This is a genomic window from Microcoleus sp. Pol12B4 (assembly GCF_036701385.1).
Taxonomy (GTDB): domain Bacteria; phylum Cyanobacteriota; class Cyanobacteriia; order Cyanobacteriales; family Microcoleaceae; genus Microcoleus.
This window is the reverse complement of record NZ_JAUBQR010000048.1, coordinates 1-16,828: the sequence shown is the minus strand read 5'-3', so window position 1 is coordinate 16,828 and position 16,828 is coordinate 1. Positions and strand designations below refer to the sequence as shown.

Here is a 16,828-nt window from a genome sequence, read left to right as displayed (position 1 = left end):
CCCAATCAACAAAAACCCGACCAAGGAATTTGACTAATTGCGGATGTTGTGACATTTCTGCTAATTGCCTGCAAAGTAGCACTTTTCGCCTATTTTTCCTGTCTGTTGCTCAGGCTTACTGCTTAACCCAATCATCCCGGCGATGACAACCAAGACTATAAAAAAGACAGCCTATAAATGCTAGCAAAAAATTAGATAAAGATGAGAGTTTTCTCAAAAAAGTCTGCCAACTTGGCAGTCAGAATTTTATTTCTTTAATGCTGAGAATGCAAAAACTTGTGGCTGACTGTAAACCCAACTCAAAATTATAGGTTTTTACCCATGACAATTACACAAGATTATGATTTGTTAACTAATATTCTACACCAACGGCGGCAAAAATTGGCGACTTTAATTAATTTTCCGGTAATTCTCTGGTCTGGCCGCAGCATTCCTCGCAATTATCCGGCACTTACTTATCCCTTTCGTGCCAGCAGTCACTTTCTATATTTTGCTGGTTTGTCCTTAGAAAATGCTGCGATTCGCTTAGAATCGGGGAAATTAGAATTGTTTTTAGATGACGCACCTGCTAGCAGCACTCTTTGGCACGGAGAAATGCCGAAAAGAGCAGAAATTGCCGAAATAATTGGGGCTGATGCTGCTTTCCCAATGGCCGAATTGAAAGCCCGATCCTCTTCGAGGGCTCCGCTAACGACAAATGCAGCAACGATCGCCGTTCAGGATTCTTGGACTCAGTTGCAACAGTCTCAAATTCTCGATCGCCCTCTGGCACCGCCCAACTCGCCAACCGGAATCGACCTAGAATTAACTCAGGCGATCGTATCTCTGCGCCTGAGCCACGATGCAGCCAGTTTGGCCGAATTGCGTCAAGCTGCGGCTGTCACCGTAGAAGCTCACAAAGCGGGAATGGCGGCCACTCGAAATGCTCAAATTGAAGCAGGGGTGCGCGCTGCAATGGAAAGTGTCATCATCTCCAAAAATATGACCTATGCCTATCCTAGTATCGTGACTGTGCATGGAGAAGTGCTGCACAGCGAACATTATCACAATCCCCTACAAACAGGAGATTTGCTGTTAGCAGATGTCGGTGCGGAAACATCAATGGGATGGGCGGCTGATGTGACTCGCACTTGGCCGGTTTCTGGCAAGTTTTCTCCGACTCAAAGAGCGATTTATGATGTAGTTTTGGCAGCACACGATGCTTGTATTGATAAAGTTAGTCCGGGGGTGGAATATCAAGACATTCATCTGTTAGCTGCTCGAGTTATGGCGGAAGGATTAGTAGATTTGGGTATCTTGCAGGGCAATGTTGAAGATTTGGTAGAAATGGATGCTCACGCGCTATTTTTTGTACACGGTATCGGACATTTAATCGGTTTGGATGTTCACGATATGGAAGATTTAGGAGATTTGGCTGGCTATGAAGCCGGAAGAACGAGAAGCAGTCGGTTTGGTTTGGGATTTTTACGACTGAATCGAGTTTTGCATCCTGGAATGCTGGTATCGATCGAACCGGGATTTTATCAAGTTCCGGCAATTTTGAATAACTCTGGAAATCGTGCCAAATATAAAAAATTTGTTAAGTGGGAGGAGTTGGAAAAATTTGCTGATGTGCGGGGGATACGCATAGAAGATGATATACTTGTCATCGATGAGGGTAGAGAAGTATTGACAGGGAAATTGCCCACAAAAGCTCCGGAGATTGAGGAGTTAGTTGCGGTAAATACGTAAGTAGAGCCGAGCTCGATCGCACATACGCAGTTCCATCAGGGGTGAAAAAAAATAATTAAAGATGAATAAAGGTTGGCAAACAAGTCTTTTGATATTAGTTAAAAAATTGCTCTCGCAAGTCAGAAAACTCGCAGCACTAATACTTCCACGCATTGTTCGTAAACCTATATCCTCACGGCCTCCGATGCAAGAAGCTGCACCTTTGCCCAGCAACGAAGAAGAGAGGCTAGAAGCACTTCACCGCTACAACATTCTCGACACAGAGGCCGAAGCAGCTTTTGATGATCTAACAGCTTTAGCATCTTATATTTGTGGCACTCCGATTGCTTTAGTAAGCTTAATAGATTCTAACCGACAGTGGTTTAAATCCAAAGTCGGTCTGGAAGCGCCAGAAACTCCGAGAGAGTTAGCTTTTTGCGCCCACGCTATTTTAAATCCCAACGAATTGTTAGTTGTACCCAATGCTCTAGATGACAATCGCTTTGTCGGCAATCCGCTAGTAACTTCCGATCCAAATATTCGGTTTTATGCTGGAGCCCCGCTAGTAACTCCTGACGGTTATCCGATCGGCACTTTGTGCGCGATAGATACAGTTCCTCGTCATCTCACCCCACAACAGCTAGAAGCGCTGCGGACTTTAGGACGGCAAATTATTAGCCAAATGGAGTTGCGGATCAATCTAACTAAATTAAAGCGCGCACAGATTAAGAACAAACAGGTAGAAGAAAAACTCCGTTCTACAGACGAGCAAATTGTCAATTTTTTAGAAGGAATGAGCGATGCTTTTTTTGCTTTCGACACCCAGTGGCGATTTACTTACGTCAATTACAAAGGATCGCAATTTTTGAAGCGATCGCAGGAAGAACTTTATGGTAAAAATTTTTGGGAAGAGTTTCCCGAATTCGTGAATTCTGATTTTTATAAAGAGTATCATGAAGCTGTAGCCAAACAAATTGGAGTGGCTTTTGAAAAATATTATCGTCCCTTAAAAGTGTGGTTAGAAGTCCGGGTTTTTCCTTCTCACGACGGCATTTCTGTGTTTTTTCATGATATAACTAAGCGCAGGCAGATGGAATCTGCACTCAGGAAAGAACAGAAAAAAACTGAAAGTTTACTGCTAAATATTTTGCCCGAACCGATCGCCCACAGATTGAAGTCTAAACCGGGGGTAATAGCAGACAAGTTTGAAAAAGCAACAATTCTTTTTGCTGACTTGGTGAATTTTACCCAAATTTCTACTACCATGTCCGCCACTAAATTAGTATACTTACTGAATGAAATTTTCTCAGCTTTTGACCAACTGAGTGAGAAGCACGGCTTAGAAAAAATCAAGACGATCGGGGATGCTTACATGGTAGCAGCCGGTATTCCCATTGAACGTCCAGACCACGCAGAGGCGATCGCCGAAATGGCGCTGGATATGCTAGCAGCAATTAAGGAATTAAATGTGAAGCTAGACGCGAAATTTGACCTCCGCATCGGGATTAATAGCGGGCCGGTGGTAGCGGGGGTAATCGGCACTAAAAAATTCATTTACGATTTGTGGGGAAATGCGGTGAATACAGCCAGCCGCATGGAATCTCACGGCATAACAGGTCGCATTCAAGTCAGCCACTATACTTATGAGTTGCTCCAGGATAAATATGAATTTGAAGATCGTGGCGAGATCGAGATTAAAGGTAAAGGGGAAATGCAGACTTATTTGCTGACGGGTAGAAAAATAGCAAGCGAGCTCAAAATCTCAGAGTAAATAAAACTAAGACGGGAAAGTACCTGATTGTTGAGGGAAACTCCGGAGGCTGCGATTAATCGCCTCTTCAGCGCGATCGCCCTGTGGCAGAACGGCTGCTGCAGATCAACCAAATAAGATTATGCTATAGACAGAGATATCGGAGCAATCCTAGGCGCGGTACTCGACGTTATAAAAATACTAAGTTGAAGTCGTCGGAGCCTTTAATAATGGTTCAATTTCATATTCAAACAGATAGCGATATTCCAGCATCTACCCAACTATTCAATCAAATCAGGTTTGCGATCGCCTCGCGACAATTTCCGCCCGGACACCGCTTGCCCAGCACCAGACAGCTAGCCATGCAGACAGGTTTGCACCGCAACACCATCAGCAAAGTATACCGACAGCTCGAAAATACCGGACTCGTAGAAGCGCAAGCAGGATCGGGCATTTACGTCCGCGCTCAAGGCAACGAACACGGCAACAAACTCAAATCTCCAATCCTCGAAGAATATCCCCTTGCCAACAAAATAGTGCAAGGAAGTATCGATCAACTGCTGGGACAAGGCTGTACGCTCAACCAAGCGAGGGAATTATTTTTGGCAGAAATTGACTGGCGGCTCAGGTGCAGCGCCCGCGTGGTCGTCACAGCCCCCACAGAAGACATCGGTGTGGGTGAGCTGATGGCGAAAGAACTCGAACAAGCTCTCCGTATTCCCATACAGTTAGTGCCGATGGAACAGCTAGGTAATTTTTTGGATCAAATCTCTTCGGGAACTGTGATCACCAGCCGATATTTTATCGGAGAAGCAGAATCGATTTCGGCACCGCGTTCTGTGCGAGTTATTCCCGTAGACATCTACGACTACAGCCAGGAAATCCAGCTAGTTGGGGGTTTGCCCAAAGACAGTTATTTGGGTCTCGTTAGCCTGAGTCCGGGAATGCTGCGATCGACCGAAGTCATCATCCACAGCATCCGGGGAGAGGATTTGTTGGTGATGACGGCCTTGGTGTCAGACGAGTACAAGATTAACTCGATCGTGCGATCGGCCAGAACAATTTTTTGCGACCAACCGAGTTTTGCTACAGTAAAAGCTGCCATCAATGCGGCTAGAGAAGATATTATTCGTCCCCCGCAACTGATATGCTCCGAAAATTACATCGGATCTAAGTCGATTAATTTGCTCAAGCGCGAGTTGGGCTTGGGATGACGAAGGAAGAAGGAAGAAGGAAGAGGGAAGAAGGAAGAAAAACAATTCAACTTTTTTAAGTTACCAATCCCAATGCCCAATGCCCCAATCCCAATGCCCTGTTTGGCCAATGCCCAATGCCCAACTACCGATTACCAATTACCAATTATCTATGACAATTGAAATCCAACCTTCAATTAATGTTAAAACGGCGATCGAAAGTCGCCGCGCCGCCCGAAGCTTCAAACCAGATCCGATTCCCCCAGCAATATTAGCAGAGATTTTGCGGTTGGGAGTGCGATCGCCCTCTGGTTACAATTTGCAGCCTTGGCGGTTTATCGTACTTCAAGACCCAGCCAGCAAACAAAAATTAAAAGCTTGCGCCTTCGATCAGCGCCAAGTGGTAGAAGCCCCAGTAGTATTAATCTGTTGTGGCGATCGACGCGCCGCTGGGTCCAAAAACACCGAAGCTGTCATCGAATTGGGCAAAGCCACAGGGGCAATGAATGACAATTTAGCCGGTTATATGCGACAAGCAATCCCGCAATTGTTCGAGAACCGTCCCTGCTTCGACTCCCTAGAAGCTTGGACAAACAGACATACAATGCTCGCAGTAGCCCACTTAATGATTGCAGCTAAAAGTTTTGGGGTAGACAGTTGTCCGATGGAAGGTTTTGTCAGCGCTAAGGTGAAAGAAGCCTTTCAAATTCCCGAAGAAGTAGATGTTTGCTGTTTGCTGCCACTTGGTTATGCAGCAGAACCTTTCAAACAATATGGCGGACGTTTTGAGGTTACTCAAGTTTATTACAGTGAAAGTTATGGGCAGGCTTTGCAAGCTGAGATTTGAGAGTTAAGATTTTGTTGCAACTTGAGTTTTAAGAGTTAAGGCTTGGAATGAATCGATGCCAAAGTTCAAACCAATCAAAATTCCCAACAGTTCTGCAATCTAAAATCTAAAATTCAAAATCTAAAATCGAAAGTGGTGAGTTTAGACAGAGGAGAAAATATGACAGTAGCAACGCGACAAAGCAACGCCCAAATTCTTGAACTACAATTGCAGCAACACTTGCAAGCAGCCGGATTTAAAAACTTACCGCTTTATATTAGTTGTGATTTTCGAGATGAATCATTAACTGTTGTGGGAGAACACCCGCGCAGTTTAGTTCTCAAAGCCAAACCGACTTTTGCGGTGCTAGAAGCAGCAATTCTCGAAATAGAACCAGAATCTATTCAACAGATTGGACTTTGCCTAAAAATTACCGGGCAAAAACAGCCTTATGCTTTCCATTCTTTTACCATGCACAACCCTGTTTTATCAAGGCCAAAAACAGTGCAGTTGTTCAAAAAAACAGAGAATACCCCCGCAGCAGAAACCGGGATAGTCTTAACAGAAAATGTGGCTCAGACGCCGGATGTAGAGGAGGAGATACCGTTAGAAACGGATGGGGAAGATGCGTGGGATGAAGAATATTTCCCGAATTTGTCTGAGAGTTCCAGCAATTCCGATCCGATCGCCTTTAAAGTAGCTGCCATACCGACAGATATTGCAGACAATCCCTTCAATCCGCTGGATATGGAAGCGGTAACAGTTGCCCAAAAACCCAAGCATTCACCGTTTGCGATGCTGGCTGCTGCAGGAATCATCAGTGTCGCCGCGCTAGTTTTGGCCGGCGGCTATTATATGCTGAGCCGCCCCTGCGTCATCGGAGAATGTACTGCATTAGCTAATGCCAAACAGTTGAGCGAGAATTCGACAAAGACGCTGAAAACGTCAAAAGTTGCCAACGGCCCCCAAGAAGCGCAGCGACAGTTAAAACAGGCGATCGCCCTTTTGGAACCGATTCCCTCTTGGTCAATTCATCGCGGTGAAGCTCAAAGCGCCCTGGAAAACTACCGGAAGCAAAATCAGAATTTAAACTCTGCGATCGATGCAGCGCGCCTCGCACAGTCAGCAGCCCAGAAAACCCAAAATCCGCCTTATTCTGCCGAGAACGGGCAGGAAGCGCAAGCTCTGTGGCAAAGTGCGATCGCCGAACTAGGAGAAATCCCCCCAGACAGCCCAGTTTATCCGTTTGCCCAGAGAAAGACAAAAGAATACGGGAAAAATTTAGCAACTGGAAATCGCCAGTTAAGCACAGAGAAACAAGCCGAAAAAACCCTGCTCGCCGCCAAAAGTACAGCCCAAATAGCAGAAGCTCGCGAAGCCGTAGCTCAGACAGCAGAGACTTGGGCTCAAGTGCAATCAGGTTGGGAAGAATCCCTCGACATCCTATCAGGAATTCCCACGAGTACGACATCTTACCAACAAGCTAAACTGTTAGTTCCCAAATACGAAACCAAACTTTCCGAAGCTCGCGAGCGCAAAAATGTCGAAGGAATTTCGGAAAATGCGTATACTCAAGCTGTGACTTTAGCAGCGGAAGCTCAAATTTTTGAGGGCAAAAACGCCTGGTTTAAAGCATCAGAATCCTGGCGAAGAGCTTTGAGCTACGCGGAGCAAGTGCCGGCGGCAACTGCCTATTCTCAGAAAGCCCAACCGCTGATCGCTTCCTACAAAAATTCATTGCAGCAAGCAGAAGTAAAGTTGCAGGAAGAAAGGAACCTGCAAAAAGCCCGCACCGATTTAGATAGAACTTGCAAAGGCAATCCCAAGATTTGCGATTATACTGTTAGCAAAGATTTGATTGCGGTGCAGATGACTCCAGGTTACGTGCAGAAACTGCAACAAACCTTCATCCAAGCGAACAACAACAATGCTGTGAAGACTCGCCAAGCTGTAGAAAAGCACGTTCAAACATTGCAAAAAGCTTTGGAGGCGATCGCAGAAAACGCCAAAATCCCGATGCAGGTGTACGATGGCGAAGGCAAGCGGATTGGGAGTCACGAACCGAAGTAAGCTGTTACGGCATTTAATTTTAGTTTTTGGGGCGGGCTAGGAGCAATGCCCCACTCATTGTTTCAAGAAACATGATTGTTACAATTAAATGCGCGCTAACAACTTAGGAATGAGAATTAAATAACCTGCAATTTTGATTGTTCTTGTGGGATGGGCGTCTCGCCCGTGGCTTATAGACGGGCGAGACGCCCATCCCACAGGCTTATGCAAATTATTTAATTCACGATCCTTTTTTTATTCGAGATTTAGATAATCAAGCTGACAGTTACTGCGTTGCGGAATATGGGTATGATTGCTCAAGATTTAGAGTCAGTCTCCGGGGTTCGAGCAATCCTTTCATACCTGCATTCAGCAACGCCGAAGACCTATAAGTTATTCAGTTTTAAGAATAAAGGAGACTTGTTGACGAAGACCAAGTAGCAAATGGCGAGGGCTGAACCTAGTACACCTAACCTTCTACGGATTTGTAGAACGCGGTTAATTTCACCTATGAGTTCATTCATTGCTTTTCCCTCCTTCGCCCCCGTCTGCTGGAGGCACCCTTTTCGACCTTTTCCGTGGCTTGGTTGCCACGTAGACAATCGGTGTAGCCATCTGCGCCATTCTACCAGCTTCCGCAACGAAGTCCCTCTCCTCTGATGAGAGACTTTTGGATATCAGAAGCAAAAATTTTTGGTTCACGATACTCCTGATATCATACTAACGCAACGAAGGACTTGTGTCAAATCGGTTTTCAGGGATTTACTGGGGGATAACCGAACACCTTTTAACGAAGAAAAGGTATTGAGCAAGCCTGTTCAGAACACGATCGAGCCTGTTCAGAACACATCGATCGACAACCTAAATTAGCAATTATTATTGGTACAGCGGATCGAATGCGGGAAGCTTGGGTTTTGAATGGGTTTATTCCATCTAATCAAGAGGAAAAACAAATTCTTCAAGACATAACGACCGAATTGACGTTTAATCCTTGCGAGAAGTCACACAAACTGCGATTTCACTCATGGAAAGAACCCGCTCGCATTAGAAATCCTAAAGTGGTTGTCGAAAAGCTAACAGGTGGCAAGATGGAACGCGAACAACAGTACTGGGAAGACACGCCTCTGGAACTTCTACGAAAAAAAGGTGTTCATACAGGCTTAACAGCCTATATTGATGAAATCGAGGAACGATTAATTCCAATCATTGGATCTGCTGAGTAAGATCAGCCCGATATTCCCTAAACCTGCCCAGACCGGATCTTGTGGTCGATAAAGTCACGGGCGGGGCGGGTTTAGAATATTTATCATTTGTATGGGAGATATTGGTTAACCCGCCCCTACGGTAATCAGAATCAATTTACATCTACAATCACCAATTAACCATTACCATTTGATCAATTGTGCATCTTGATTGAAAAACTTCCGGGACAATCCCTCAGTCAACAGCAGAGTTGCGATTACAGTTGCCAGTGCTAACACAAACATAATCAAAATCTGGTAAGATGCTGCATCGAGAGGACTGACACCGCTCAGCATTTGACCGGTCATCATTCCGGGTAAAGTCACGATTCCTACCACCGTCATTGTATTTAAGAGCGGGATTAATCCAGCTTTGATCGCATCTTTGCGGTACTGCTTTACTGCTTGCTGCGGCGTCGAACCTAAACTTAAATGGGTTTCTATTTCTAACTGGCTGCTATTAACTGTACTCACAAGTCTTTCGCCCGCGATCGCCCCGGAGTTCATGGCATTGCCCAAAATCATACCCGCTAAAGGAATCAGGTATTGCGGTTCGTACCAAGGGTCAGGCTGCAAAATGAGCAAGTTTGTATAGGCGAGAGTCAAGGCCGTACTGATAAAAATTGAACCCCAAACTAAGGGCAGTAAGTTCTTGATTTTTTTGCTGATGCGGTTGCTGGCAACCATGCTAGCTGTTGTCAGCATGATTGCTAAAACTGCTAAAACCAGCCAAGGATTTTTCCCCTCGGGGTCAAATACGACTGCGAGCACGTACCCGACTAAGATTAGCTGGATCAGGGTGCGCCCCGCCGCGATCGCGATCGCCCCCTCCAATCCCAATCCCTGCCACGCCGAAAGCCCGATCGCGATCGCCACCATCCCCAAAGCCCAACCCAAATCTGTAAAATCTAGCAGAATTAACACCGGCCCACCCTTTCGATAATGTGATTGTTTGCCTGTCCAAATATAAGATATTGCAATAAAGGTTTCTGAGAAACAGTTTTGCTGCAAGAATTTGCTTTGATAATGGTTGAAATTTATGGTGTGAAGAGTGAATAATGTTCCCCCCCTCGACTTAACCCGCCAATACGCGCAGATTGGCGACGAGATAACCGCTGCGGTGCAAAAAGTGCTTGCCTCTGGCGGCTACGTAGGCGGCCCAGCCGTGAAGAGTTTTGAACGAGAGTTCGCCGACTACACTGGAGTTTCCGAGTGCGTTGGCTGTAACTCCGGCACGGATGCGCTGATTTTGGCCTTGCGAGCTCTCAAAATTGGCCCCGGCGATGAAGTGATTACCACTCCTTTTACCTTTTTTGCTTCGGCTGAGACAATTAGCGCCGTCGGTGCAACTCCAGTATTTGTCGATATTGACAGCGAGACTTTTAATCTGGATGTCGAACTCCTGGAGGCGGCAATTACCGACAAAACCAAGGCAATTATGCCCGTCCACATCTTCGGCCAACCGGTAGACATGACTCGGCTGATGGAAATTGCGACTCGGCACAATTTAGCCGTAATTGAAGATTGCGCCCAATCTGTCGGGGCCGAGTGGCAGTCTCGAAAAGTCGGCAGCATTGGCCATGTCGGCTGCTTCAGTTTTTATCCGACCAAAAATTTAGGCGCTTGCGGTGATGGTGGCGCGGTGACGACAAACGATCCAGCCCTCGCAGCTTCGATGCGAGTGCTCAAAGAACACGGACAGTCTTCTAGGTATTTCTACGAAGAAATCGGCTACAACAGCCGTTTAGATGCCCTGCAAGCGGTGATTCTCAGCATTAAATTGCGGTATCTCGACAGTTGGAACGCCCAGCGGCGGGAGAAAGCCGAACTTTACACCGAATTTCTCTCCCGCGTGCCCGGAGTTGTCGTGCCCCAAGCATTGCCGGAAGCAAAAGGAGTTTGGAATCAATACACGATCCGGCTGACAAGTCCAGAAGACGCGCAAAATTCCTCTGGCAATTTTCGAGATTGGATGCGGGCTCAGTTGCAGGAATGCGGCATCGGTTCGATGGTTTACTATCCGTTACCTTTGCACCTGCAACCTGTTTACAAATCTTTGGGCTATCAAGCAGGTCAGTTGCCAAAGGCTGAGCAAGTTTGTCGCGAAGTCTTGTCTTTGCCGATGTTTCCGGAACTGTCGAGGGATCAACAAGAGCGGACGATTTATGGGCTGAAAGATTGCTTGGCAAAGGCCGATCGCATCCGGTAGCTTTGGCGCGATGGCATCAGCGAGGGAAATGCAGGAGGAGAAAAGAATTGCAGGGTTGCAGTGGTGTGAGAATGTGCAGCGGTCAGGGAGAGCTGTTAAGTATTTTGACCGATCACTTGTACTTTTATGTACTATATTTAATGAAAAGAAACAAATTTAGGCTAGCAATCCGCCTCGAACGGGTGCATTTTCCGCTCGCCTAAAACTTGAAATGCGATCGGTCAATGATGAAGAAGGAAGAAGGAAGAGGGAACAGGGAAGAACGAAGAAGGAAGAACGAAGAACGAAGAATAAATAATATTTGAACTTTCGACTTCCAATCCCCGATGCCCGATGCCCGATACCCGATGCCCGATGCCCGATGCCCGATGCCCAATTCTCAATTTAACCTGTAATTTTCATAAGATAAGAGGAAAATAAACGAGTGCCTCAGTATCAATTCACTCAGGCTAGACGCTACGATCCACAAGCGATCGCTCAGTATTACCGCAACCGTCCTTGGAAAGCAATTTGGCGCGCAATTACCGTTATTTGGTCTTTTGCGGGCTTCGTGCTGGGGATGCTGTGGGACAGTTGGCAGCACGAAGTCGCAGCACACCAGCCAGAACGGGCCGCCCACCTGCGACAAATACTCACTCGCTTGGGCCCCACTTTCATTAAAGTCGGCCAAGCCCTTTCTACCAGACCGGATTTGATCCGCAAAGACTTTCTCGAAGAATTGATCAAACTTCAGGATCAATTGCCACCGTTTGACTCGGTGCGCGCTTTCGAGATTATTGAAGCAGAACTTGAGCGCAAAATTAGCGAAACCTACAGCGAAATCTCCCCCGAACCTGTCGCCGCGGCAAGTCTCGGTCAAGTCTACCGAGCTCGCCTCCTCACCGGGGAAGCAGTAGCAGTGAAGGTTCAGCGACCGAATTTGCTGCCAGTCTTGAGCCTCGATCTTTATTTAATGCGCTGGGCGGCTGGATGGTTGGGCCCCTTGTTGCCGCTGAATCTCGGTCACGACCTTTGTTTGATCGTCGATGAATTCGGTATCAAATTGTTCGAGGAAATTGATTATATCAATGAAGGCCGGAACGCCGAGAAATTTGCTACAAATTTTGCCGACGACCCGACAGTAAAAGTTCCGAGCATTTACTGGCGTTATACTTCAAATTGCGTTCTGACTCTCGAATGGATTGACGGCATCAAGCTGACAGATATGGAAAGTGTTAAAGCCGCCGGTTTGGATACCGATAGTTTAATTGAAGTCGGAGTCCGCAGCGGTTTGCGACAGTTGCTCGAACACGGATTTTTTCACGCTGACCCCCATCCGGGAAATCTGTTTGCCTTAGCGGACGGCCGCATGGCTTACATTGATTTTGGGATGATGGATCAGATGGAAGAAACAACTAAAGAAACTTTGGTTGATTCTGTCGTTCATTTGATCAACAAAGATTATTTAGAGTTAGCAAAGGATTTTGTCAAACTGGGCTTTTTGACGCCAGATACAGATATTATGCCGATCGTCCCGGCGTTAGAATCTGTACTGGGTGATATCGTCGGCGAAAAGGTGTCAGATTTTAACTTCAAAACGATTACAGACCAGTTTTCGGAGTTGATGTACGATTATCCTTTCCGAGTGCCGGCGAAATTTGCCTTAATTATTCGCTCTCTGGTGACAGAAGAAGGTTTGGCCCTGACGCTGAATCCGAATTTCAAGATAGTCGAGGTGGCGTATCCTTATGTAGCGCGACGTCTGTTGAACGGAGAATCTCCGGCACTGCGGCGGCGACTGATTGAGGTATTATTCAAAGATGGCAAATTCCAGTGGAACAGGTTAGAGGACATGATCGCGATCGCCCGATCCGATCGCAGTTTCGACTTGCTCCCCACCGCCCAACTAGGCTTGCAATTTTTGCTGTCAGATGAAGGGTCGTTTTTGAGGCGCCAGCTAATATTAGCTTTGATTGAGGACGATCGACTCCACACCGAAGAAGTTCGCAGCCTGTGGAACTTAGTCAAGGAAGATTTGCAGCCCAGTCGCCTGTTCAACGTTGCTCTAGGCGCTTTGACGGAGTTTTCCACAGCAGGAGCAGCCGCGCTAACTCGATTTTAATTAGAAGGAAGAAGGAAGAAGGAAGAAGGAAGAAAAATAATTCTACTCTTCCCCATTCCCCATTCCCCATTCCCCATTCCCAACTTCCAATTACCCAAATTAAGGAATTATTTGTGTATTATTTTCCAGAACCTCCCTATTTTTTAATGTCGGCTGGATTACTAGCAGGTATGGCCTCCGGCGTCGCATTTGAAGCAACTCTCAAACAATCCGTACAACAGTGGTCTAAAAATCGTTCTACTCGCACCTTGGCTAACCTGCCAAGGCTGCAATTGGTCATACCTTTTGTGGGAATGGCTGGTGGTATTTGTGTATTTTTAGCTTCGGGGATGGAGATTTTTGGCTTCCCCAAACTACTTTCTTATGCCTTAGCTTTGCCACTGACACTGCTCACGGGCTGGCTAGTTTGGACTCAGCTAGGTAAGCTGTTGATCGAGTTAGAACGCGGAGGTTCCCAAGCGCTGGATTTAGATTCTTTTGAACAATGAAAGTTAACTATCAACCTCTTTAGTGAAAAGCAAAGGGGTTGATAGTTATCTAGGATTCTCCTAATTTGAGGCTTTGGGAACCGCCGAGAACGCAGATGAAGAGAAAGAAGAGGAGGACAACTTAGACAATAATTTGTGTAAAAATTTAAAATCTTAAAATCTAAAATCTAAAATCGAATGAGTATTTTAATTGTTACAGGTGCGGCGGGATTTATTGACTCTAACTTAGTAGAAACTCTTTTAAATCGAGGCGAGACGGTTATCGGTATTGATGAGTTCAACGATTATTACGACCCGGCTCTCAAGCGCAAGAATATTGCATGATTTGAAAAGTATCCGGGGTTTGAATTGGTGGAAGGCGATATTTTGTCTCTAAATTGGCGAGGTCTTTTATCCGATGCTAAGGTAATATTTCATCAGGCGGCGCAAGCAGGAGTTCATGCTAGCTGGGGCGACGGTTTTCGCAGCTATACAGAACGGAATATTAACAGCACTCAAGTATTGTTAGGAGTGGCAAAAGATGCGCCAAGGTTGCAAAAGTTTGTATATGCCTCTTCTTCTTCAATTTACGGCAATGCTGAATCTTTTCCCACGAATGAAAATGCTTGTCCGCAGCCGGTTTCTCCCTACGGAATTACGAAATTAGCCGGTGAACGTTTGTGCGGGCTTTATTACAAAGATTTTGGTCTTCCGACTACTTCGCTGCGCTATTTTACTGTTTACGGACCGAGACAGCGCCCCGATATGGCTTTTCACAAGTTTTTTAAGTCGATTTTGTTTGACGAGGTCACTTCAATTTTCGGCGACGGATTGCAAACGCGGGATTTTACGTTTATCAGCGATTGCGTTGCGGCGAATTTAGCGGCGGCTGAGGTTCCAGAAGCTGCGGGGGAAGTTTTTAATATTGGTGGGGGAAGTCGGGTGGTTTTGAAAGAAGTTATTGATACAATACAGAGGATAGTAGATCGACCTATTCGGATAGATTTTACTGAAGCTGCGAGGGGAGACGCGCGACACACTAGCGCGGATGTGTCTAAAGCCAAGAAAATCTTAGGTTATCAGCCGCAGGTTGCTTTAGAAGAAGGTTTAAGGCGCGAATGGGAGTGGATTCAGTCTTTGTACAGTTAGAGTACAGTTAGATGCTATTTATCCCAAAAATTCCGCAGCTTAAATTGAAAATTGTTAACTTTTTGACTTCCCCAAGTTTTGAGATTTCTCCCCAAGCGAACCAACAAATTTGGAGGCGCAAGTTTTGGGGGTGTTTCCGGCGAATTCAAATATCGGTAGTGCAGGAAAACCTCTCGGTAAGGAATCTCAACATCTTCGCCAGCACACAAGCGAGTAAACTTTGCAGCCGAAATACTCATGTAGTGCAAGTAAGTCAACCGTCGCCCTTTGTCATATAGAACATAATCTATCACCTCAAATTTAGACGACCAATGATTGCCCGTTACCCGTGCAGGTTGATGATAAGCAAAGTTATAAAAAGAGATGCCACTGCGGGCGACTAAATAGTTAAATAAAGGTTGATCAGTTCCCCGGAAAGACAAAATTTCTGCTTCTCCCGAAGTTAATTTATCTAAAAGTTGGGTTGAGTTATTTCGATTTAAAATACCTTTTTTTGAAGCAAACCAACCAGCACAAAAAATATGAGATTGTAGTTGACTTATATTGAAAATTTCGGCTAGTTTGGGAGATGATAAATCAAATACATAATTAAGGTCAGATTTGTATTGAAAATCGTTGGCTACCCAATCAAACTCATCAAGTTTTTGATAGACATAATCCAGAGAACCAATCAACAGAGTGTCGCAGTCAAAATAGACAAATTGGTCAAAAGGGCCGTCAAAACAGCAAAATTTTCGGTGCATTCCCAAACAGTGAACTTCTTGCCAACCTTTGGCTTGCCAAACTTTTTGAGCCTTGCGGTGAGATGTCCAAGCTTGAGCCGCAAAGTTTTCCCAAAAATCGATGGAATCGGTATTGTCAAACAGTGTGACATTGTGTAGGAGGGAAATGTGCGATCGCACTTTTTTCAAGTTATTATCATAGGGAATGATGCAAACAAGAATATTTTTTGCCCCATTGACTTCAAGACTGTTCAATAAAGCGACTAAGTGGTCAAAAACAACATCATTTGCCAGAATATAAATGCCATTTGTCATCAGATTTTAGATTTTAGATTAAGTAATTCTACTCGTTACTAGGTGCGGGCTGGAAACCCGTTAATTTCTTATTCCGCGTGGACTTCTTTTGTATGGTCGCGTTGCTAGCGATTTCAATCGCCGTGTGACTACAAACAATATTATTTATCCATGCCAATAGCGAAATATTTTTTGCACTAAATTTTGTTTTTTCTCTTCCTCATTGAAATAACGATAATGTTTCCAAATTTTCCAATAGGGACTACCAGATTTAATCGGTATTCCAGCCCAGTGAAGATATTTTAACCTTTTGCCTTTGTCATAAAGAACATAATCTATGTCCTGAAAATGCTTGGAACCCGCCCAGCTTCCAGGTTCGGTGGCTGAATCTTTAACAAGATTGCAGCGCTTGGGAATTAGTTTAAGAATGATATAATTTAGTAGAGGTTGGTCTGTGACATTTTGAGTAAAGTCAAAATATTCTCGATGCTGCGAACATTCTCGCAAAATCTCATACATTTGCGATTCTGTAATAGTGCCTTTTCTGGAGGCCCAAAAACCGCTGTTGAAGACATCTTGAAGCTGTGAGTCTGTGAAAATATGCTGTTCTTTTACAAGTGGTGAAAATACATTTCGCAGTTTTTCGCTGAGGTGGTGGTAGTCGCAGCAAAAAAAGTCTACTTCTGATAGTTTGTTTAAGTTGTCTGCGATGTCTTCAAAGACAATGATATCGGTATCGATGTACAGAAATTCGTCAAGCGGGCCAAACCAGGCGGCGAGTTTTCGCATTTTGTTAGGCAGTGCTAAAAAGTTGCGATCGAACATTTGGCCAATTTCCCTGGTAAACTGTTCGACAAACTCCAAATTTGGGAACAATCGCACCCCGTGGAGACTGCTGAGTGCGGCTGCGACTTGCTGATAATTGTCGTCGAAGGGAATCAGAAAAACAGGTATTTGACAATTATACAGACGTATGGTGTTTAAAAGGGCGATCGCACTTTCGATCACCTTATCATTCGCAACAATATAAATACCGCGACTCATACATTTATCCTCAACCTTCTCAATACCCTTTTTAACAAATTCGGCGCAGAAACCTCAGTATAAGACTTTGGCG

At 45.3% G+C, this 16,828-nt stretch carries 12 protein-coding genes and 1 pseudogene; 10 read left to right on the top strand and 3 right to left on the bottom strand.

The window, feature by feature from the left end; all coding sequences use genetic code 11:
- Nucleotides 1-321: 321 nt before the first annotated feature.
- The 6 genes from QUA38_RS09380 (at nt 322) to QUA38_RS09355 (ending at nt 8,751) form a co-directional block, all read left to right on the top strand.
- The gene (locus QUA38_RS09380) at nt 322-1,731 is read left to right on the top strand and encodes an aminopeptidase P family protein (protein ID WP_333161115.1); all 1,410 of its coding nucleotides are present in this window, start codon (nt 322-324) and stop codon (nt 1,729-1,731) included.
- Between the two features lie 61 nt (nt 1,732-1,792).
- Nucleotides 1,793-3,481, top strand: a complete 1,689-nt coding sequence (locus tag QUA38_RS09375; protein ID WP_333161113.1) for an adenylate/guanylate cyclase domain-containing protein — start codon at nt 1,793-1,795, stop codon at nt 3,479-3,481.
- Nucleotides 3,482-3,690: 209 nt separating this feature from the next.
- Nucleotides 3,691-4,674 carry a GntR family transcriptional regulator gene (locus tag QUA38_RS09370; RefSeq protein WP_333161111.1) on the top strand — a complete coding sequence of 328 codons (984 nt, stop codon included), beginning with the start codon at nt 3,691-3,693 and terminating at the stop codon, nt 4,672-4,674.
- A 151-nt stretch (nt 4,675-4,825) separates the two neighbouring features.
- The gene (locus QUA38_RS09365) at nt 4,826-5,500 is read left to right on the top strand and encodes a nitroreductase family protein (protein ID WP_333148856.1); all 675 of its coding nucleotides are present in this window, start codon (nt 4,826-4,828) and stop codon (nt 5,498-5,500) included.
- A gap of 159 nt (nt 5,501-5,659) precedes the next feature.
- Nucleotides 5,660-7,549: a hypothetical protein gene (locus tag QUA38_RS09360; protein WP_333161108.1), complete on the top strand. Its 1,890-nt coding sequence runs from the start codon at nt 5,660-5,662 to the stop codon at nt 7,547-7,549.
- An 875-nt stretch (nt 7,550-8,424) separates the two neighbouring features.
- Nucleotides 8,425-8,751 (top strand): hypothetical protein, encoded by a 327-nt coding sequence (locus QUA38_RS09355; RefSeq protein WP_333161106.1) that lies wholly within the window; start codon nt 8,425-8,427, stop codon nt 8,749-8,751.
- A gap of 162 nt (nt 8,752-8,913) precedes the next feature.
- On the opposite strand, the gene QUA38_RS09350 is transcribed toward QUA38_RS09355, so the two are convergent.
- Nucleotides 8,914-9,693, bottom strand: a complete 780-nt coding sequence (locus QUA38_RS09350) for an ABC transporter permease (RefSeq protein WP_190742169.1) — start codon at nt 9,691-9,693, stop codon at nt 8,914-8,916.
- A gap of 127 nt (nt 9,694-9,820) precedes the next feature.
- Here QUA38_RS09350 and QUA38_RS09345 point away from each other — a divergent pair, with 127 nt between their 5' ends.
- The 4 genes and pseudogenes from QUA38_RS09345 to QUA38_RS09330 all read left to right on the top strand — a co-directional run bounded on the left by QUA38_RS09345 (nt 9,821) and on the right by QUA38_RS09330 (nt 14,695).
- Nucleotides 9,821-10,978 (top strand): DegT/DnrJ/EryC1/StrS family aminotransferase, encoded by a 1,158-nt coding sequence (locus QUA38_RS09345; protein ID WP_333161104.1) that lies wholly within the window; start codon nt 9,821-9,823, stop codon nt 10,976-10,978.
- A 424-nt stretch (nt 10,979-11,402) separates the two neighbouring features.
- Entirely contained in the window at nt 11,403-13,079 is a 1,677-nt protein-coding gene (locus tag QUA38_RS09340) for an AarF/ABC1/UbiB kinase family protein (protein ID WP_333161103.1), read from the top strand.
- 113 nt (nt 13,080-13,192) lie between these two features.
- On the top strand, nt 13,193-13,567 hold the full coding sequence (locus QUA38_RS09335) for a hypothetical protein (RefSeq protein ID WP_333161101.1): 375 nt from the start codon (nt 13,193-13,195) through the stop codon (nt 13,565-13,567).
- A 177-nt stretch (nt 13,568-13,744) separates the two neighbouring features.
- Nucleotides 13,745-14,695: pseudogene (locus QUA38_RS09330) on the top strand (NAD-dependent epimerase/dehydratase family protein).
- A gap of 14 nt (nt 14,696-14,709) precedes the next feature.
- On the opposite strand, the gene QUA38_RS09325 reads toward QUA38_RS09330, so the two are convergent.
- Together QUA38_RS09325 and QUA38_RS09320 are read right to left on the bottom strand one after the other, a co-directional pair.
- The gene (locus QUA38_RS09325; protein WP_333161099.1) at nt 14,710-15,732 is read right to left on the bottom strand and encodes an Npun_R2821/Npun_R2822 family protein; all 1,023 of its coding nucleotides are present in this window, start codon (nt 15,730-15,732) and stop codon (nt 14,710-14,712) included.
- 144 nt (nt 15,733-15,876) lie between these two features.
- Complete coding sequence (locus tag QUA38_RS09320) at nt 15,877-16,755, bottom strand: Npun_R2821/Npun_R2822 family protein (RefSeq protein WP_333161098.1); 879 nt, start codon at nt 16,753-16,755, stop codon at nt 15,877-15,879.
- Nucleotides 16,756-16,828: the final 73 nt, after the last annotated feature.

What these genes read in the sequence shown, in the direction of transcription:
- QUA38_RS09380 (WP_333161115.1), top strand. Translation starts at nt 322, where the DNA reads ATGACAATTACACAAGATTATGATTTGTTAACTAATATTCTACACCAA.
- QUA38_RS09375 (WP_333161113.1), top strand. Translation starts at nt 1,793, where the DNA reads ATGAATAAAGGTTGGCAAACAAGTCTTTTGATATTAGTTAAAAAATTG.
- QUA38_RS09370 (WP_333161111.1), top strand. Translation starts at nt 3,691, where the DNA reads ATGGTTCAATTTCATATTCAAACAGATAGCGATATTCCAGCATCTACC.
- QUA38_RS09365 (WP_333148856.1), top strand. Translation starts at nt 4,826, where the DNA reads ATGACAATTGAAATCCAACCTTCAATTAATGTTAAAACGGCGATCGAA.
- QUA38_RS09360 (WP_333161108.1), top strand. Translation starts at nt 5,660, where the DNA reads ATGACAGTAGCAACGCGACAAAGCAACGCCCAAATTCTTGAACTACAA.
- QUA38_RS09355 (WP_333161106.1), top strand. Translation starts at nt 8,425, where the DNA reads ATGCGGGAAGCTTGGGTTTTGAATGGGTTTATTCCATCTAATCAAGAG.
- QUA38_RS09325 (WP_333161099.1), bottom strand. Translation starts at nt 15,732, where the DNA reads ATGACAAATGGCATTTATATTCTGGCAAATGATGTTGTTTTTGACCAC.
- QUA38_RS09320 (WP_333161098.1), bottom strand. Translation starts at nt 16,755, where the DNA reads ATGAGTCGCGGTATTTATATTGTTGCGAATGATAAGGTGATCGAAAGT.